Source organism: Coleofasciculus sp. FACHB-542, assembly GCF_014695825.1.
Taxonomy (GTDB): domain Bacteria; phylum Cyanobacteriota; class Cyanobacteriia; order Cyanobacteriales; family FACHB-T130; genus FACHB-T130.
This window is the reverse complement of the sequence record NZ_JACJPB010000041.1, coordinates 40,770-60,625: the sequence shown is the minus strand read 5'-3', so window position 1 is coordinate 60,625 and position 19,856 is coordinate 40,770. Positions and strand designations below refer to the sequence as shown.

Annotated in this window: 13 protein-coding genes; 8 read left to right on the top strand and 5 right to left on the bottom strand. The window is 45.9% G+C overall.

Annotated elements, in window-relative coordinates; genetic code table 11:
• Nucleotides 1–187: 187 nt before the first annotated feature.
• The gene (locus H6F52_RS14910) at nucleotides 188–475 is read right to left on the bottom strand and encodes a Ycf66 family protein (RefSeq protein WP_190528656.1); all 288 of its coding nucleotides are present in this window, start codon (nucleotides 473–475) and stop codon (nucleotides 188–190) included.
• A gap of 46 nt (nucleotides 476–521) precedes the next feature.
• On the bottom strand, nucleotides 522–3,464 hold the full coding sequence (locus tag H6F52_RS14905; RefSeq protein ID WP_190535818.1) for a glycerol-3-phosphate acyltransferase: 2,943 nt from the start codon (nucleotides 3,462–3,464) through the stop codon (nucleotides 522–524).
• A 150-nt stretch (nucleotides 3,465–3,614) separates the two neighbouring features.
• Between H6F52_RS14905 and cofG the strand changes: the two genes are divergently transcribed.
• The 4 genes from cofG (at nucleotide 3,615) to H6F52_RS14885 (ending at nucleotide 8,825) form a co-directional block, all read left to right on the top strand.
• Complete coding sequence (gene cofG / locus H6F52_RS14900) at nucleotides 3,615–4,592, top strand: 7,8-didemethyl-8-hydroxy-5-deazariboflavin synthase subunit CofG (RefSeq protein WP_190535816.1); 978 nt, start codon at nucleotides 3,615–3,617, stop codon at nucleotides 4,590–4,592.
• 836 nt (nucleotides 4,593–5,428) lie between these two features.
• Nucleotides 5,429–5,851 carry a tetratricopeptide repeat protein gene (locus H6F52_RS14895; RefSeq protein WP_190535814.1) on the top strand — a complete coding sequence of 141 codons (423 nt, stop codon included), beginning with the start codon at nucleotides 5,429–5,431 and terminating at the stop codon, nucleotides 5,849–5,851.
• Between the two features lie 125 nt (nucleotides 5,852–5,976).
• The gene (hflX, locus tag H6F52_RS14890; protein WP_190430163.1) at nucleotides 5,977–7,665 is read left to right on the top strand and encodes a GTPase HflX; all 1,689 of its coding nucleotides are present in this window, start codon (nucleotides 5,977–5,979) and stop codon (nucleotides 7,663–7,665) included.
• A gap of 254 nt (nucleotides 7,666–7,919) precedes the next feature.
• Nucleotides 7,920–8,825 carry a cistern family PEP-CTERM protein gene (locus H6F52_RS14885; protein ID WP_190535812.1) on the top strand — a complete coding sequence of 302 codons (906 nt, stop codon included), beginning with the start codon at nucleotides 7,920–7,922 and terminating at the stop codon, nucleotides 8,823–8,825.
• Between the two features lie 163 nt (nucleotides 8,826–8,988).
• On the opposite strand, the gene surE is transcribed toward H6F52_RS14885, so the two are convergent.
• A complete protein-coding gene (gene surE, locus H6F52_RS14880) occupies nucleotides 8,989–9,789 on the bottom strand; it encodes a 5'/3'-nucleotidase SurE (protein WP_190415809.1) in 801 nt (266 codons plus the stop codon).
• Nucleotides 9,790–9,941: 152 nt separating this feature from the next.
• Here surE and pheS point away from each other — a divergent pair, with 152 nt between their 5' ends.
• From pheS to H6F52_RS14860, 4 genes are all read left to right on the top strand, one after another.
• Nucleotides 9,942–10,937 (top strand): phenylalanine--tRNA ligase subunit alpha, encoded by a 996-nt coding sequence (pheS, locus tag H6F52_RS14875; protein ID WP_190415893.1) that lies wholly within the window; start codon nucleotides 9,942–9,944, stop codon nucleotides 10,935–10,937.
• A gap of 378 nt (nucleotides 10,938–11,315) precedes the next feature.
• Nucleotides 11,316–12,365, top strand: coding sequence for a molybdopterin-dependent oxidoreductase (locus H6F52_RS14870; RefSeq protein ID WP_190535810.1), 1,050 nt, complete (start codon nucleotides 11,316–11,318; stop codon nucleotides 12,363–12,365).
• A gap of 67 nt (nucleotides 12,366–12,432) precedes the next feature.
• Complete coding sequence (locus H6F52_RS14865; protein WP_190535808.1) at nucleotides 12,433–12,915, top strand: hypothetical protein; 483 nt, start codon at nucleotides 12,433–12,435, stop codon at nucleotides 12,913–12,915.
• Between the two features lie 146 nt (nucleotides 12,916–13,061).
• Entirely contained in the window at nucleotides 13,062–14,516 is a 1,455-nt protein-coding gene (locus H6F52_RS14860; RefSeq protein ID WP_190535806.1) for an adenylate/guanylate cyclase domain-containing protein, read from the top strand.
• 108 nt (nucleotides 14,517–14,624) lie between these two features.
• Here H6F52_RS14860 and H6F52_RS14855 read toward each other — a convergent pair whose 3' ends face one another.
• Nucleotides 14,625–17,390, bottom strand: a complete 2,766-nt coding sequence (locus H6F52_RS14855) for a protein kinase (RefSeq protein WP_190535804.1) — start codon at nucleotides 17,388–17,390, stop codon at nucleotides 14,625–14,627.
• A gap of 262 nt (nucleotides 17,391–17,652) precedes the next feature.
• A complete protein-coding gene (locus tag H6F52_RS14850) occupies nucleotides 17,653–19,788 on the bottom strand; it encodes an NACHT domain-containing protein (RefSeq protein ID WP_190535802.1) in 2,136 nt (711 codons plus the stop codon).
• Nucleotides 19,789–19,856: the final 68 nt, after the last annotated feature.

Here is a 19,856-nt window from a genome sequence, read left to right as displayed (position 1 = left end):
AGAACAGTTCGATTAGAATTTTTAACTCGAACTAACCATTTTCCTGCAAAAGAAGGACAGTTTGTTGCATTTGCTTGAGCGCTAGCAAAGCGGTGTTGGTCTAAGCACAATGTTTGGATGCCAGAAAACGAAAAACCCAGGACGATGGCTAGAGTGAATTTGGCGCGATTGTTCATAAAAGATGAATTTACCCTCTAGAAGTTAAAGAACGGCGGAATATATCTTTGGCAATCAAATACATACTGGAAACGGTTAGTAGAATTTGACCAAACTGTAAAATTGGATCGAGTCGCCATCCCTGAAAAAACAGAATCAATCCGCACAGTAAATAAACTGAAGCCAGAACACTATCTTGAATTAGATTTTCAACTCGAAAAGGTCTGCGAAGCAATAACCCTAAAGATATAAGTAATAGGCCAAACAGTATTAGTACAATCCCAAGAATGCTGGCTGAGTTGATACCGAAGTTAACCATACTGAATTTTTCAACAATAAATTTTCACGACTATTGTTCTTATAACTCACAAAATTTCCACCGTTCCCTGCTGACCATCAATTCGTACTCGCTGACCATCTTGTAATAACTGAGTGGCATTGTGGATGTCCATCACCGCTGGGATGCCATACTCGCGGGCAACAATCGCACCGTGAGAAAGACGCCCTCCCACTTCTGCAATTAACCCACCCACGCGAGACAGCAGCGCCGCCCAACCAGAATCCGTGTAAGGCACAACTAAAATAGTGTCGCGGTCAATATCTGGAATTGCTTGCAGACTGCGGAGAACTTTTACTTTCCCTTCTACTAGCCCTGGACTGGCACCAATGCCTTGCAATCGCTTTTGACTGACTTGCCGGTTGGCGGTGTTGAAATATGTAGAAGGTGGCGCATTACCGTAGACTAAAGGCGACGCACTCGCCATCTGACTATCTTGTTCCAGTTGCGATCGCCTTTGTTTTACCAACTGCGGGGCTTGGTCAATGAATGACTGGTCAGATTGTTGAATGATTTGCCTAATTTCATTAAATTTTAAGAAAAATATATCTCCGGATTGAGATAGCAAACCTGAGTGCAACCAGATGTTTTCTAAGGCTACAAAATTCCAACGCACTTCCGCCAACAAGCGACTATAGATATCTGTAACCTTGCCCTTCAAATTGAGCCGCCGCTGCACGAAATCAACCTTCCATCCCTGCTTTTCTTTGGGTTCTCTGTGCCTATGTTCAGTTTCCCCGAAAAACTGCGTCAGTAATTCCCGAACCGCATGAGGATCTTCCTTCCAAGTAGGAACTGCGATATCGGTTCCCACATCGCTCAAGTATCCATAATGGTCAAGCCATCGATCGAACTGTTCTAGAATACTCTGCCCATCAGGCATTTCAGCCAGCAGGGTAAAGAAAGAGGATGAATTTTCAGGGAATGATGGCGAGTGAGGGAGTAAATTCCGCGCATCCAGCGCGATATCTTCGAGCGATCGCAAGGAAGCCACTTCCGGAGTTTGGCTGTTATCTAATTGTGAATCCTTGGCTTTCAACAGCGCTTGTCGCAACGCAAAACTCAAGGGAGCGAGAATACTGTAGTACGTCGCCCGTTTCAGCACTTCTAGCAAAGTATCTATCCGTTCCAGCAGCGCCGCAGGTTGACTTGTAGAGACAAGGGCGATCGCGTCTGACTTTTGAGTGGAAGCATCCAGTCCCGCATCTAAATAAGCAGATCGCCGTTCCAAAATTGGGGTAAATAAACGCCGATCATCCCGCGCAAAATCCTTTTCTAAACTTAATTCACGCCCCAATAATCGCAGTAACCCCGGCACATTTTGCAGCGTAGAAGCTAGAGGGGGTTTTGAGAACTTAGCACCTCTAGTTAAAAACTCCAAACTTTCCGGCGGTAAACCCATACGACGGAAAATTTGTCCCAACAAGGTTGCATTAAAGTAGGCGCGAGAAGCGTGTAGCGTCGCCGTTTCATTAAAATCTAACCCAGCGGCTTCTTTGCCTAAAACTAAAGTAAAAATCTCTCCCCAAATACCGCAAGTCAGAGGACGATTAATCGACCACGTCAGCGGACGAATTAACCCCGGAATCACCTCAGCGGCAATCTTGCGCGTCCAGATAGGTTGCAGAGTAGTAATTGTCCGCGATTGCAACAACCACAGGGTTTGCCCATCGTAACTCCATTCAACATCTTGGGGAATGCCGTGATACTGACTTTCCAATTGCCGCGCTAAGTAAGCGACTTGCTGAATCAACGCCGGAGGGACATCGCCGCTACCTTCCACGGGTAAAGACGCGACATCCTGCGCCTGGAGATCGTCCACAAACACGCGATATTGCTCTGGCGTCACTTGCCCGGATACAATCCGCACCGCGTCTCCCGGTAATGCCTCAATCACTACTGCATTACCTTGCTGGGCGATCGGATCTCGGCTAAAAGCAACGCCAGAGAAGACGCCCCGGACTTGTGTTTGAATCAACACCGACATCGAAGCTTCTGGCAGGTTGCGATCGCGCCGATAAGTCTTTGCTGCCGGGTTATCGTAAGAAGCAAGAACGCGAGTAATCGCCTCCTCCAACGCTTCTGCACTCGTAACATTCAAAATCGTTGCGTATTGTCCCGCCGCCGAAGACTGTTCCGAATCTTCCCCCACAGCAGAAGAACGCACCGCGAGGGGTTGTTGTTCGGAAGCTTGGAGAAACTCAATCATCACCCCTGGATCGTCTCCAGGCGTCAGCACCCAGCCCATCGGCACCGGATAACCCCAGCGTTTGAGCTGAGATAACGTTGCAGCTTTTTGTCCGACCTTGCTGACTTCTAGCGCTTGATCGAGAGAAACAATCGCTTTATCACCTCGGAAAAAACGAAACACAGCTTTATTCCCAGTTTGAGCTTGTTCGGATGGAAGGTCTAAATCATCGGGGATTTTCTGATAAATCCAGGCGATGATCCCACTAAGAGCGATCGCGGCGACAACTTGCGCTGTTGAGTGATGGGGCAATAGCGCCATGAATACGGGCAACAAAATTAAAACCAAAATGCGCCCTTGCTTCCTCTCCCGCACCAGTGTAAAACTAACTCCCCCAATTACAAATACTAAGACTGCCACCAACGGAGCGTGAACGACCATACCCCAAACAACATTGGTTGTGCCAGCACCCCGCCCCATCCAATAACGTCCCAGCACCAGCGCAATCAGCGCGATTAACTCCCATTCGGGGTTCGTCGGAAAGAAACTACGCGCTAATAAAACGGCAGCAATCCCCTTAGAAGCTTCCGACAGCACCGCCAAAATACCTGCAAGGCGTCCCCCGTGGTAAAAAGCAGCAGAGACGGAGACATTGCCCGTGCCGAGTCTTGCCAGTCGCCGCCCAGTCAGGGCGCGAACAATCCAAGCAATAAGAGGCAATCCGCCCAAGAGAGGACAGACAATAAAAATGAGGAGAGCGCCCCAAACTTGAGTCAGAGTCATGGCTGGGAGTAGCAGTACCAACACATGAATTGTAGTAATCTTTCTCAACGCAAAGAGCAACAGAAGTTCCCAAAGTTGTCGAAATGCCCATTTATGGCGTCTCTTCTTTGCGCTTACCTTCGCGTACCGTTGCGCTAAAAATCTAAATTTATGTCATCTTCCCGCATTGTCACCTACAGCCCCGCTTACACAGTTGTCCCGACCTACGAGTGTTTTAATCGCTGTAGTTACTGCAACTTCCGCACCGATCCTGGTAAAAGTCCTTGGCTCACCCTATCAGATGCCCAGAGAATCTTGCGATCGCTTGCGTCTCAAAACGTCTGCGAAATCCTCATCCTCAGCGGCGAAGTGCATCCCCATTCCTCACGCCGTCAGGGATGGTTTCAGCGGATTTATGACCTTTGCGAACTAGCGCTATCAACGGGATTTCTCCCCCACACGAATGCAGGGCCATTGAGCTTTGAGGAAATGCAAAAGCTGAAGGAGGTTAATGTTTCGATGGGGTTAATGTTAGAACAGCTAACACCACAGCTCTTGCAAACCGTTCACAAATACGCTCCGAGTAAAGTCCCAGAATTACGTTTGCAACAGTTAGAGTGGGCAGGAGAATTGCAGATTCCCTTTACAACCGGATTGCTTTTGGGAATTGGAGAAACCGAGCAAGATTGGTGGGAAACACTGGAAGCGATCGCGCTTCTCCATCAACGCTATAATCACATTCAAGAAGTCATCCTCCAACCCCACAGCCCCGGCACTCAACAAACCTTCGACGCCCCACCTTTTGACCCCCATCAGTTACCAGAAGTCATCGCCAAAGCCCGTCAAATTCTCCCCCCAGATATTACTATCCAAATCCCGCCCAATTTAGTTCCAGATTCGAGTTGGTTACTCGCCTGTGTAGAAGCCGGTGCCAGAGATTTAGGAGGGATTGGCCCAAAAGATGAAGTAAATCCGGATTATCCTCATCCTCAGTATCATCAATTAAAAGAAATTTTAGAACCTGCGGGTTGGGAATTAGCGCCGCGATTGCCCGTTTATCCTCAGTATGATGATTGGTTATCAGATAGGTTGCAAAGTGCCGTCAATCAATGGCGGAGTGCTACGTTATTAGAAGAGAGCATTAAATAGAAGTGATCGCGTCCTCACTCACCCTAAAGCGCGATCGCGCACTCTATCCATGCATGGATAACATCCAAAATTTATCTTTAGATAATTATTTTACATCGTTAAACAATGGTAATTCTAAAAAATATATAATCTAATGCAGTATTTAGTCGGCTTACTAGTTTTTTCAAGTATCGCTTACTTTTTAATCGTAGATACAACTATTTTTTATAATGATCTAAAAATAAATAGTAACCGAAATCAATTACTAGTAGATTTTGGGAGGCTTTTGATTTTAGCAGCAATGGCAGGAATTGGATATAAGGTTGCTTCAGAAACTTTTCAACAACCGAATGATTCGATAATCTTTCTAACCAGAGGCATAATCATAGCTTTTTTAATACGTTTAGTTCGTTCAATCAGCTAGCTCTTTGGCTCCATCAGTAGATTGAATAACAAAATTAATGGTTGAATTAGCCAGTAAATATAGCACTTATCGCTTGAGTCAAGTACACTCAGGCCTAACCCCCAACCGACTTCCCGGAATCGGGAAGAAGGCTAAATTTCAAAGCCTCTCTCCTACAAGGAGAGAGGTTTGGAGAGAGGTCATGCAGCGTAGCTCAGTTGCTTAGAAAGCATATAAAGTGCCATCAAAAGTTTTGATTTTCTAAGTTGGGCTAATGGCAAACGAGTCACTGGTGAAAGGTAGATAAGTGTAATGTGCGACGCAAAACGCTGTGTGTCGCATTCCCACTCACCGCAAAGTGCGATCGCTCCCATTCATCCCCTCGACGACTAACCGCATTTTTGTACAATAGATTCACTCATTCAGAAGCTAAGTTTCTCGAGTAAAAATACCTATGCGTAGATTAGGGCGCTACGAGCAAGCGATCGCGAGTATCGATCAAGCACTGGGAGTTGACTCCGACGACCACAAAATCTGGTACAACCGAGGCGAAGCGCTAGCGAACTTAGGTCGCTATCAAGAAGCACTGGTCTGCTTCGAGCGAACTGTAGAACTTGCACCATCAGACCACGCTGCTTGGGTATTTCGAGGCGTTGTGCTAATTCACTTAAACCGCTATGAAGAAGCTCTCTCTAGCTGCGACAAGGCGCTAGAAATTGCACCAGAAGATAAAGAAGCTTGGACATTCCGAGGTGCAGCGCTGCATGGGTTGGGACGGTATAAAGAAACTTACGCTAGCTACGACAAAGCTTTGGGAAACCCAAAGACACCACGATGGCGAAAACTTATTCAGAAATGGGTAATGGGTAATCGGTAATGGGTAATTGTCCATTCGTAATTGCCGCTTTCCAGAGTCCCTTTGCCCGCTCCTTTTCATCAGGGATGAAGTCGGTAAAATAGAGTTATCGAATTCAGAAGCCAGTTTACTGGCATAAAACCCCTATCGAGACTATCTACGGCAATCTTCAAGGTCTTAAGTCCAGCCATCTGAAGCAGCTACAGCGACTGTATCATCAGCGGCTACCGGGCGATTGTCTGACTACGCCAGAATTTGCCCAGAGGCTGGCAGCAATCAGCACGGAAATTAATCAGCCAATGTGCGCCTACATCAATCGCCGGGGACAGGTGATTCGGGTAGGAGTGGGAACCCCCAGGCAAACGCAGATTCCCCCTCTAGAATTGCCTCGCTACGGTGCAGAACGACTTAGCGGCATTCGCTGCATCGCCACCCAGTTGAAACCAGAAGCACCCAATGAAGCTGCCTTAACTGCAATGGCAATGCAACGTCTGGATGCGCTAGTGGTGATATCCCTCACTGGGACAGGTTTTGAGCGTCGTGGCGGCGGAGCTACAGGTTATATTAAAGAAACTTATATTGCTCACCTAGTTCCTCACCCCGAAACTCCCTGGAGTTTGTCGCCGCCGATGAGCCTAGATGTGCTGGCGAACCAGGATTTTCTGGAACTGGTGGATGGACTAGAAGCCGAGTTCCAACGGGAATTTGTTGCTCGGCAAGTAGACATCGACCACGACCGGGTGCTGCTGGTTGGGTTGATGACGGGTGACAGGACACCCCAGCAATTCCAAGATGGGTTGCAAGAATTAGCGCGGTTAGTGGATACGGCTGGGGGACAAGTATTGGAGACAATGCAGCAGAAGCGCCCCCGTCCCCATCCTCAGACAGTCGTGGGTGAAGGAAAAGTACAAGAAATTGCCCTCACCGCCCAGACTCTCGGAGTGAACCTAATCGTATTTGACCGCGACCTTTCACCTGCTCAGGTTCGCAACTTGGAAGTCCAAACAGGCATTCGAGTGGTAGACCGCACTGAGGTGATTTTGGATATCTTTGCCCAACGCGCCCAATCCGGTGCTGGTAAGTTGCAAGTAGAGCTGGCTCAGCTGGAATATATGCTGCCCCGCCTGACAGGTCGAGGTCAAGCGATGTCCCGATTAGGCGGCGGTATCGGCACTAGAGGGCCAGGGGAAACAAAATTGGAAACCGAACGCCGTGCGATCGCGCGCCGCATTGCCCGACTGCAACAGGAAGTGAACCAGCTGCAAGCACACCGTTCGCGGCTGCGACTTTCGCGGCAACATCAGGAAGTTCCTTCTCTAGCTTTAGTTGGGTATACGAATGCTGGGAAGTCAACCCTATTGAATGTACTGACGAATGCCGAAGTTTACACGGCTGACCAACTATTTGCGACTCTCGACCCCACCACGCGACGCTTAACGATTCCTGACGCTGTGACGGCTGAACCTCAGCAGATTGTGCTGACAGATACGGTGGGATTTATTCACGAGTTGCCGCCTTCTTTGGTAGATGCCTTTCGCGCCACTTTAGAAGAAGTGACGGAAGCTGACGCGCTGCTTCATGTCGTGGATTTATCTCATCCGGCGTGGCAAAGTCAGATTCGTTCTGTGATGACTATCTTGTCGGAAATGCCTATAACACCCGGCCCAGTGCTGGTTGTGTTTAATAAAATCGACGAAGTTGATGGCGATACGTTGGTTCTGGCACAGGAAGAATTTCCGCAAGCGGTGTTTATTTCAGCGAGTCAGCGCCTTGGCTTAGAAACCTTGCGTCAGCGCATGAGTCAACTGGTTCAGTATGCAGTTGCACAGGAGTAAATCACTTAAAAATAACTTCTCCGAAAAGTGAAAACTTACGTAATTCTCCGTTAGCTCTGTTTTCTAGCGGAGAATTACATATTTTCTTTTTGAAGTTTTGATAAAGCAAGCCCCTATATTCTTAAAGAGTCAGTAAAAACCACTACCGTACTCTAGACACTATCTACCGAAATCACTTACACATATATTTACACACCATAAAAATGTCTACGGCTAGTTAGATAAATCAGGCAAAAATACAGGAAGTCAATATAATGGCAAAAATCCTCTCAAAACTAAATATCGGATTACCTGTTTTATCTGCTGTTGGTAGCCGTTCTGTTTCGATTTTCGCTTCGGTTGTAGTTGCCGCAGGAATTGCCACCGCATCTTCTACCTTCTCCCCTGCTAGCGCCTTCACAATCACTACAAAGACGGGAGCCGATAGTACAGCGGGAAATCCAGCCGGTCAACAGCTATACGATGTGGGTATTACTAAAGATGACATTGGTAATTCCTTTTTAGTTGACTGGTTCCTCGCCAGCGGTACTAAAAACACGGATGGTAAAAGCACTCCGGTAGATTTAAGCGCCACAGGTATCTTTAAGGTGCTTGATTTTACTCAAAATTTGCTATCTTTGGAAGTCAAAATCACTAATACAACCTCTGCTAATTTCCAGGCAGCGATACTCAGTACTGGGTTTAGCGTAACTCCTGATGCAACTTCTGTGTCATTGATTAAACCAGGAAGCATTTTTGACAATGCTGAGGTTCAAAAGGCTGAGGTTCAAACTGTTAAGGCCAATAAATCTGGTAAGTCTGGTAAGCCGCCTGATAATTCTAGTAATCAGCAGTTTCCTGGGGGCTTTAAAGACATTGATGTTTGCATCTACGCAGCAAATGGTTGCAATGGTGGCGATGTTAAAGATGGTCTGCAATCAGGCGGTAAGTCTGATACGATTAAGGTCAACATTACCGGAAATTTTGGCGTAAATTACGCTGCTACTTTAGATTCTTTTCCCATCAAGTTTCAAACTCAGAATGGAAGTTACGAGCTAGCTGGCAAGCCCAAGCCTAAGCCACCAAAGCCTGTGCCTGAGCCTGGTACAGCAGTAGCTTTAGGATTGGTTGCTGCTGGTGCTGCTAGAGCGTTAAAGCGGAAAAATGTAGTGCAGCCATAATTCGCTTTTTGTTGAAGATTGAGGATTCCTTAATCTTCATATATACACTCGGAACCTCACCCCAACCCCTCTCCGTTCACGGAGAGGGGAGAATATTGAACCCAGTGGTGTTTACGGGAGGGCAGGGATAGGGTTAAACCGTACTCTATTCAATAGAGAATGGCTATAAATGGAAATTTAATCCCCACTCCTGCAAGCTATTAATCCCCGCGGCATAGGTCAGGTTGTATTGCAAAGGTGTCACGGTGATGTAATTTTTGCGAATCGCCTGAACATCCGTTTCTATATGACTGGGTAACAGGGGATTTTCTGGTTGTTCTACCTCCTCCAAAGCCTCACCTGCTAACCAATAATAAGTTTTGCCACGAGGATCTACTCGCTTTTGAAAGATATCAAAATAGCGACGAATTCCTTGGCGAGTCAGAGCAACACCAGCAATCTCTTCCCACTTCACAGGCGGCACATTGACGTTGAGCAACATTGCCTCTGGTAGCGGCTGCTTCGATAACTGAGAAAGCAGAATTGTGGCAAACCGGGCAGCGGGTTGAAATTCTCTTAAAGTGTAACTGGTCAGGCTAAAAGCAATGCTGGGAATTCCTTCAATCACGCCTTCCATCGCCGCTGAAACTGTGCCGGAGTAGAGAATATCGGTGCCGAGATTAGAACCGTGGTTAATGCCAGAAAGGACAAAATCCGGAGGGGCATCGAGCAAAGCACCTAGCGCCAGTTTCACGCAGTCGGAGGGGGTTCCCGAACAAGACCAAGCTTTAACTGTGGGATGAAAAATCGAGTCAACGACTTCGGCGCGAATGGGGTCGTGGAGGGTAAGACCGTGACCAGTGGCTGACCGTTCTCGGTCGGGACAAACTACGGTGACATCGTGACCGGCTTCTGCGAGAGCATTGGCGAGGGTGCGAATGCCCAGAGCGAAGATGCCATCATCGTTGCTGATTAGCAATTTCATCAATTCAATCAAGGGGGTGCATTGAGGAGTTCACTCTATTGTGGATGAATTTGCATCGCAGTCTGTAGCAGCTTGTGGCAGATGGATGAGTCAAAATCGCGCTAAACTCAAGCTTACTGCCACTAGAAATGACCCTCTCTAAAATGACCACGATGCTCAACGAGCTTGAGGCTCAATTAGCCGCGCTCAAACAGGAAGCAACTCAAGCGATCGCTGCCGCCGATACCCTGGAACGCCTAGAGGAACTCAGAGTTGGCTATCTGGGCAAGAAAGGGCAGCTCTCGAAGGTACTAGGGGGTTTAGGCAAATTAGACGCAAGCGATCGCCCCCGCATTGGTGCTTTAGCAAACGAAGTTAAAGAAGCGCTACAACAAGACTTGGATCGCAAGCGGACAAACTTACAGGAAGCACAAATCCAGGCAAAGCTAGAATCAGAAACTCTGGATGTCACGATGCCAGGAGTTTACCGTCCCCTCGGTCGTAAGCACCCCCTCAACAGCACGATCGACCGGGTTGTAGATATCTTCGTCGGACTCGGCTACACCGTCGCCAACGGCCCGGAAATGGAGACAGACTACTACAACTTCGAGGCGCTGAACACTCCCGCCGACCACCCCGCCCGCGATATGCAGGATACTTTTTACCTGCCGGATGGTAATCTGCTGCGGACTCATACTTCTTCGGTGCAGATTCGCTACATGGAAGAAAATGAGCCGCCGATTCGGATTGTTGCACCTGGACGCTGTTACCGTCGGGATACCGTCGATGCGACCCATTCGGCAGTCTTCCATCAGATCGAAATTTTGGCAGTAGATGAAGGACTGACTTTCACTGACCTCAAGGGCACGATTAAAGTGTTTTTGGAGGAGATGTTCGGCGCAGAGTTGCCAATTCGCTTCCGGACGAGTTATTTCCCCTTCACTGAGCCTTCTGCGGAAGTGGATGTGCAGTGGCAAGGGCGTTGGCTAGAAGTGATGGGCTGCGGGATGGTCGATCCCAATGTCCTCAAGAAAGTAGGTTACGACCCAGAAGTTTATACTGGCTTTGCTGCTGGCTTTGGTGCTGAGCGCTTTGCGATGGTACTGCATCAAATTGATGATGTGCGCCGGATGTACAGCAGTGATTTGCGCTTTTTACGGCAGTTTTAAGTAGGGGAACCTCACCCCCAACCCTTCTCCGCAGGCGGAGAGGGGGCTATTTCCTTGGGTGATATGGGGTGCTATTTCCTCGCCTCCCTAAAGAGCAGGCAGGGGTTGGAGGTGATGTTTCCGGTCATACCGCACCCCAAGGTACAATACTCCCTCCCATCAATGTTCTCCCCGCTCCGTGGAGGTCGAGGGTCTGGAAGTGAGATTCCGAGTGTATATATTTCACTAAGAGTGAGAACCCCCGGATAAGTTTTAGATATTTTCCCGACCTAATATTTTCCCGGATGAAGGGATCTAACTGTGTTAAAAAGAATTAAGTCGCTGCACCTGTAAGAGCGATCGCTAATCAGCCAAGTATCGAAAGAAGTATTCTTTTAAATGCGGTTGAATCCAAACCTAGGAAAAAATTTGGCTTTAGTGCCGCTAGCGATCGCGAGTATCTTTTGTGGAGCTTGTACAGATCAGCTAACAGACAAGCAACTGGAAACATGGCGAACGGAAGCGATCGCTCTCAATGCCCAGAAGGTAAAAGCCAATTCCCAAGAGCCACAGGAAACTGAATGGAATCTAGAGATTGGGGGGCAAATTGCTCAGAGGGAATCTGTGCAATTGAATTGGCAACAGCTACAAGCATTGGCAACCGAGCGTGTAAAAACCACAGATCCGAATTTTGTACTCAACCCAAAAGAGATTTTTGACTTTCACGGCATTCGTGTCTCTAGCCTCTTAAAACAGTTAGCGATCGCCTCCGATGTCAGGAATGTTACCTTTGTCTGCTTTGATGGCTACCAAGTGACAATTGCCGTCAAGGATTTGCTTGCCTACCCGATTACATTAGCGATCGCCAGAAATGGCAAACCAATTCCTCGCGCTCAAGGCGGCCCAATTTATTTAATATTTCCGTATAGACGATACCCAGAATTGAAACAGAAGTATAACGAATTATCTTGGGCATTTTACGTTAGCCACATGATAATTGGTACTGAACCCGTAAGATTACGTGTAGGAAAGCGCGAACTAGATTTAGCGACTCTTGACAAACTGCCCCAAGTCACAATTTCGGACAATGTTGGGTATAGAATGGGCTGGCCTACTGGCAAAGTCAAACTTCACGGGGTGCGCGTGCGCGATGTTTTAGCCTTCGCGGGTGTTCAGTTGCCCGTTAATGGCGAAATTGTGGTTCAAGGGAAGGCACCCATTTCCCGTGACCCCTCTAATCCAGTCCGCTTGGCAGCCGCCGACTTACGCGAGTGTGACATTCTGCTGGCAACTAGATGGGGCGATAACCAAGAATCTATCCCCGCAAAAATGGGTGGTCCATTGACACTCGCTTTTGGTTCTAAGTGTCAAGATAGGGAAGAGAAATCTTTCTCTTTGAGCAAACAGAGATGGGTGACATTCGTGGTTGAAATTTTGTCCAATTTTTGATAGAAATTAATACACAACTATCACAACCAAATTTCCAGAAAATATCAACTGTTTTTAAGGATTTTATATGACCAAACCATTAGATGAACCTCTTTCAACAGAACTGTCTAAACGCATTAAAAGCAAAGCGAAAACTCCTTTTGACAATGCCTATAAAGCAGCCTTGTTAACTGAAGGGTGTATGTATGTTCAAGGGTTTTTAGTTTGGGATGACCAGCCATACAAACCAATTGAGCATGGTTGGCTGGAGCTGGATAATTGTATTGTCGATCCAACTCTGCCACATTTCAATAAAAATCCTCAAGAACTCTACTACTTTCCGGCACAACGTTTAACCATAAAAAAACTGATTGCAGCGGTAGAAGAGGCTCAGGAAGATTATCCAGAAGATGACGCACTACCTGTTTATGATGCTTTACCGCATGAGTATTACGGCAATGTGATGATGGGTGGGAAAAACTATTCGGAGGCATATAACGAGGCTCAAGCTAAGTGCAAAGAGTTGAATAAACCCAAAAAGAAGACTAACTTAGAGAGCGAACCTACTTGAGTCTAGAAAGAATAACTTATTAACAGTCATCAGACACCAAGAATATCAGTGTCTCAAACCGACCTACCAATTTTAAAACTTAAACCGGATGCTAGATGACGCTAGTGGGATGTAATAAAAATGAGAATCACGAGCGCTAAAGCACCATGAAAGTGTTTGCTTTCCACTCAATCCGCACCCAGATTATGACTGCGACAACGCTGTTGATAGTCACGCTAGTTGGCTCAATCGTTTGGGTTTGGGCAGAGACCGAGAGTAACCTCTACCGCCAGCAGCAGAAGAGTCAAGCAAAGTCCTTAGTCAAGCTATCAGCTTATGCCTTAGCGAACGAACTTTCTGAAGATAACTGGAGTCAAATCCGCGTGGATCTGGATTTGCTGATGAAAGAAAATCAGGATTTCCTATACATTCTCGTCTCTGATGTTCGGAAAAAAAATCAGATCCTCGCGTCGTCTCCTAGCGATTTCCAAAACCAGTACATTCCAGATATTGTGCCAGTAAAAGTGACGAATGCCGCCCTAGATTTATCGCAAAAGTCTTCTGCTGTAGAAACATTTGCTTTGCGGGATATCAAGTTTTTGGAGAGCATACGCGCGAAGCGTGGCGAACGAATTATAGAGGTAAGTTCGGATGTCCAAATGGTATCTGGTGAAAAAATCGGCACGTTGCGGATTGGGATGTCGCTACGACAAATTAACCGCGCTGTTGTCTATGCGGTAAATCAGGCGTTGCTGGTGGGTACGGTGGGACTTTTCGTTGGTTTAGTGTATGCGTATATTTTGGCAAAGCGGTTGAGCGATCCAGTGCAGCGTTTGCAGGTAAGTGCTGCCAGAATTGCTGCTGGGGATTTGCATCATCGTGCGGAAATTAACTTGTCTGATGAAATTGGTGCTTTAGCAAAGTCTTTTAACGAGATGTCAGTCGCATTGCAGACATCGTTTAGTAAGTTACAGAAAACTTTGAAATCGTTTGAACATTTCGTACCGGACAAATTTCTTGCAGTTATTGCACCAGAGGGAATTGAAAACATTCAGGTGGGTGTATCAGCGACGCGAACAATGACGATTTTGTTTTGCGATATCCGAGGTTACAGCTCAATGGCTGAACAAATGACGCCACAGCAAACATTTTCGTTTTTGAATGATTTTTTGGAATGTATGGGATTGCCGATTGAAGAGAGTGGTGGCTTTATTGACAAATATATTGGTGATGCAATCATGGCATTGTTCGATGACGAAGGAACTGATTCCGCTGTGCGTGCGGCGATTTTGATGCAACAGACGCTTTCCCGGTTCAATGAGGCGCGGATGCAAAAAGGTTTACCAGCGATCGCTATCGGTATTGGTATCCATCGCGGTGAGGTAGTGATGGGTACTGTGGGATTTACTTCCCGTATTGACTCTACAGTGGTTGGCGATTCAGTGAATCTAGCTTCTCGCCTGGAGGGTTTAACGAAGCAATATAACTGTAATATTTTGGTAACAGAGTCAGTGGTGAATAGTTTGTACCATCCAGAATCGTTCTACTTGGGATTGGTAGATAAGTCAGTGAAGGTGAAGGGAAAAGACGAAGCGATCGCTATTTACGAAGTCAAGATATAAATGATTTAAAATTAATCCTTTTATAATTAAGCTTTTAACAACGAAAAACAACGCCAGCAGTTCAGATCCCGGACTTCTTTAAGAAGTCCGGGATCTCGGTTGTACAAGTTATTTAAGAGTGTTAGATTTATGAGCAAAATGCTCTAACAACAATCGGTGAACAAAAATATAACCGCCGCCCACTTTTTGTAACAAAATGCGCTCAGTTGCCCAGTCTAGAAAACGCGCATAGTTCCAAGGTATGTAACCGTTGCAATAAAGAATAACTCGTAAAGCAAAGTGTTTCACGCAAGCTTCACCCGCTGCAAACATTCCGAAAAATAACCCAATAATTAGTCCCCAAAAGAGAGGAATCCCCATCAATCCAGCAATGATTTCTAACCCCAGAATTCCTACAATTGCAAAGAATGTTGCATTTCTTGCTGACTGCCAAATCCCTTGATTCGAAACTGTACTGGTTTCGATCCCTGGCCCCATCAACCCACGCATCAATATAAAAATTAGCCACGCACCCAAACCGCCCCGTAGCCCGGAAATCAAACTATCAGTTAACCCTGACTGGAGATTAAACACTAATCCCGAACCTAGCCCACTACTTAATCCCGAAACCAGCCCACTACTTAACCCCAAAATTAGCCCAGCAATCAGCCCAACAACTAGCCCGGATTTCAGGTTATCTTTTGCTTTTGCACTTGACCATTTCAGCGTTTCGACTGGGTTGATTTGATTACTAATCACTCCAAAAATTAACCCTGCACCCAGAAAACCACATAGTCCACTAATGAGTCCAACAATTAATCCAATTTGCAGCCCCGCCGCGTGCCCAGAAATTATACCAGCCCCCAATGCTGCACTCAGTCCAATCAACAAACCCAGAGTAACAGCATACATTCTTCTTTGCCCGTTTGTTGGCAACCAACTAGGCTGAATCCGTTCAATTAAAAATACCGTTTGTGACTTTTCAACTAACCTTTGTGCCAGCCAACTGAGCCAGTGAATTGCTTGTTCTTTTGAATACTGAGTATTCCCACTTCTGCGCTCAAACATTCTTTGAATATATTTATCAAATAAATGTTGGCGGCGTTCTTCTAAATTTAGACCGGGTAAGTCAGTAATTGACATTCCTTGGTAAGCGAGGGTCATAATACTGAGTATTAGCGGGGATTTGGCTAATTCTTGCAGTGTCGTATCTGCTTGCAGTGCGGTGTTGAGTGCTGCTAGTTCTGTTCCCGTACTTTTTAGATATTGGTAAATTTGTTCTAAAGTGAGCGGTTGGATAAAAACTGCGCCTTGAAATCGGAGACGGTTCGATAACAATTCATAATCTTTGAGGCGGCTACAAACAACAATTTCAGTTTGCCCGTATTCCTGACTAAATTGATTAATTGCTTCAACACAATGCTCCCGGCGTTCGGCACTGACTTCATCTAAGCCATCTAGTAACAGCAGTAGTTGTTGCTCTTTAATCCAATTCTTGCCAATTTCTTTAGAAACTTGATATTTAGTATTGAGTTCCCGAATCAGCCAGTCAGCGATTTTTTCTTTGGCATTCGTCCAGGCAGAAAGATTAAATACTACTGAAATTGGCTGATTGACATCTTTTTCGGCAAAATCAATGAGATCGCGGGCAAGTTCTAGAAGCGTTGTGGTTTTTCCCGCACCCGGTTCGCCTAAAATTAGCAAAGTTCGCCCTTCTCCCATCTGATTAAAAAGGTCGATGACTCTAGTATTTTTAGATAAAGTTTGTCTGGGTTGGTCGGCAGTTTCCCAGACAATCCCCCAAGGTCGATCGATGGCATCCAAGCGTTTTTCTAAGCCGAGTTCTATTAGCGCTTTGCCATGTAAGGAAGTTTCAAGAACGCCTTTTATCCAGTAATTTTTGACCTTATTGATCAATATCTGGCGATGGCGATACTCCTGACGGCTGTGGGGAATTCTAGGTTCTGATTTCTCTTGTCTAACAGATGGAAGGGGTGAGGTTGGTATCTCTGCAAAGTTAATCGTATTTACATCAGATATGGAAAGCTTTTGGGCGTGCGGCAAGGCTTGGTCGTGAGGTTGCAAAGCTGATAGCATGGTTTTGGCATCTGGATAGCGATCGCTCGAATGGCATCGCACTGCCTTATCCAAAACCTCTACTAAATTCGGGCTAAATCCTAGGGCGTCTGCATCCCACATCATCTCGCCCGTCTGAGGATTGATATGGAAGTCTTGAGGACGTTTACCTGTCAGCAGATAAATTGCAGTCAATCCTAGACTATAAATATCGCTTGCGTAGACAGGTTTACCCGCTGCTTGTTCTGGGGGCATATAACCCAGCGTCCCGACAGCAATTGATTGACTGATATCGCCTTGGGCGTCTACCGTCCTATCAATGATTTCCTTGGCGATGCCAAAATCGATTAAAACAGGCTTGTCATTCTGTTGTCGCAGAATAATATTGCTCGGTTTGATATCTCGGTGGATAATCCCTTTGGTGTGGATATAATCCAAAACTGGTAAGAGACTTGCTAGCATTTCCTTGACTAAATCTTCGCCCAGAAGTCCCTGCTGTTGCAATTTTTGACTCAGGGTGAAACCTTCAATCCATTCTTGAACTAAGTAAAACTGCCCTTTTTCCTCAAAATAAGCGTGCAACCGAGGAATTTGTTCGTTGCCGTTACCCAGTTGCTCTAAAATAGCTGCTTCTCGCTGAAATCGCTCTTGAACGAGTTGATAAACTTGGGGGTTATTGGATACAGGTTTCAGTTGCTTGATGACACAAATACGACGGGAAGGCATATAGGTGTCTTCCGCCAAAAAGGTTTCGCCAAACCCACCTGTTCCCAACGCCCGAATGATGCGATAGCGGTTATTTAAGAGCGTCGGTGTCATCTCAGTTTATGCTGTTACTGGTTGCTGGTGATTCTATACAAGCATCATAGCTGGGAGCGATCGCGCTCAGTTGAAGAGGATATGAAGATGTGTAGGACGCAGTTTGAGGCGAAGCTGCGCTCTCACTTCGTGCAACTACTGTTACTCTGAGCTATATAGTAATCCTCAATAATTCGTGAAGGCAAGATACCCGACTTCTTCAAGAAGTCGGGTATCTGAACCGCTGGCATCTCACCACTCAAATGGGGTTGCTAATATACAGTTACATTTTGGCGAAGTGTTCTCTTAGCAAGTCGTGAATGAAGCGATAGCGTCCGCCGACTTGTTTAATCAACCTACGCTCATTTGCATAGCTGAGGAAACGCGCATAGTTCCAAGGAATCGCCCCACTCTTCCACAAGATTAGCCGCAACACAAAGTGTTGAATGACAGGTAAACCATCAAAGATAACTCCAAACATTAGTGCCAAACTAAACCCAGGAATTAGTATACTGAGAAGCTCCACAGTTTGTCCTCTAACTACCAATGGCACTGTATAAAAAAGTAGCACACTGAAAGGCAAGATAACTAAACTATTGAATCCAGTAATTTTTGCTGACTCTAAAATATCTTGGTTGGGTTTGTTTCTAGTTTTTATTTTATTATCAATAGTTACTTGATAAATAACCCCTAAAAATAACCCAGAAAATAACGCAATAATTAGCAAAAGCATCAGTTTGTTTAACCAAAACATCAGCCCGAGCGCCAGCCAGCTTAATATCCCGATCATTATATGTTTACGAGTTGTTGTCCCTGTCCAAGATATATTAAGTCTATTAGCCAATGCTATTGGATTAGAAGTAAGTCCACTATGTATTTCCACAATCAACCCAATAATCATCAGCCCAATAATCAGCGCCTTAGTCAGCCCAGTAATCAGCCCAATAAGCAGCCCGATAAATAGTCCATGTAGCAGCCCGATAATTGACGAAATAATTAGTTTGTATACCAATTTTTCTAGCTTGTTGCTAAAAAATATAGGGTATATTTTTTCAATGTAAAATTCTGTTTTGTTCTGCTTTTTCAAGTTTTTTGATAGCCAAATTAACCAGCTTTTACTATCTTTTGGATCATATCCTTGATAGTCGTGAGGCTTTTCTAAGCGGAGTCTAATGTAAGCCTCAAACAAATCTTTACGGCATTTTTCTTGGTATACTTCGAGTTCAGCCGGAGAATTGAAGCGTTCAGCTTTGCTTTCTAAACCATTTGGATAAGCTACTGGAATAAGATGTAAAAACAGCGGCATCTTTGCCAACTCCAGTAAACCATTTGGGTCATTCTGCATACCATGCCAGAGATGTCCGCAGTTTAAGCGTTGCAGATAGCATTGGATCTGCTTTTCTTCCAGCGGTTTCAGACAAACTGCTCCCCGTAGCGTTAAGATTTCCTCACCTGCTTTGTACTCTTCTTCACGACAGCAGACAACAATCTGAGATAAACCAGAAGTTGTTTGCAGAAATTCATTAATTCTGTCAATACACTTTCCCTGACGAGTTTTCAATTCATCCAAACCATCCAACAGGGGCAATAATTTACCTGTTTCTAACCACTCACGAGTAATTGCATCTGGGATATTATTGCGAAACTTTAAATCAGCTACCAGCCAGTCAGCGATCGCTTGCTTATCATCTTTCCAGCTAGAAAGTTCAAATATTACCGGGATTGGCTTTTCCGGCTGTTGTTGGGCAGCTAAAATCAAGTCTTGCGCTAGTTCCAGCAGCATTGTGGTTTTGCCAGATCCGGGCGCACCTAAAATTAGCAATCTGCCTGCAATATCATCTCGCTCAAAGACATCTATAATTTTTTTGCCAGGTTCAGACTCAGCGGTTGCTCGTATAAATTTCGGTAGCCTCTCCCACCAACCAGGAGACGGTTTAGCATTCACCGTTACTTCTGGAGGTCGTCCCACCTCTTCCCGTTGGTCTTCCATCAGTAGCGAAATCAACAGATCGTCATGCAGAGAGTCTTTCCTCCGCACTGTTACATCAGTTCGCATGATTTCCAGCAATTCCTGCCGCCGTCGCTGTGAAATTGCCTCTGGTGTGCTGGAAGTTTCAGCGTTATTTCCTTGCCTACTTCTGAGCAAATACAGCGTCGTTGGCACCGCAAAGATGTAGCCAAAGCCCAAAGTCCAGCAAACCTTCTGAATCCAGGTAGCGTTTTGCTCTGCCTGTGCCGTAGTAATGAACCCGCCGCCAACGAGTGCTAGAACGCCGCACAACACTCCTAACCCAAAAATAAAGCACTTGCCGGGTAAGGAATTCTGTTTATCAAATGCACTAGGCAGAAGTCCTCCAATCACGGCTAGTAATCCTAGCAGCAATAAAAGCAGTAGCCGAAGCAAGTCAGGAGTTGTCATATTTAGAGATAACCAGGATTAGATGCCAAGCGATCGCAAGCTCAATCTGGGCATAATCGCACTATACT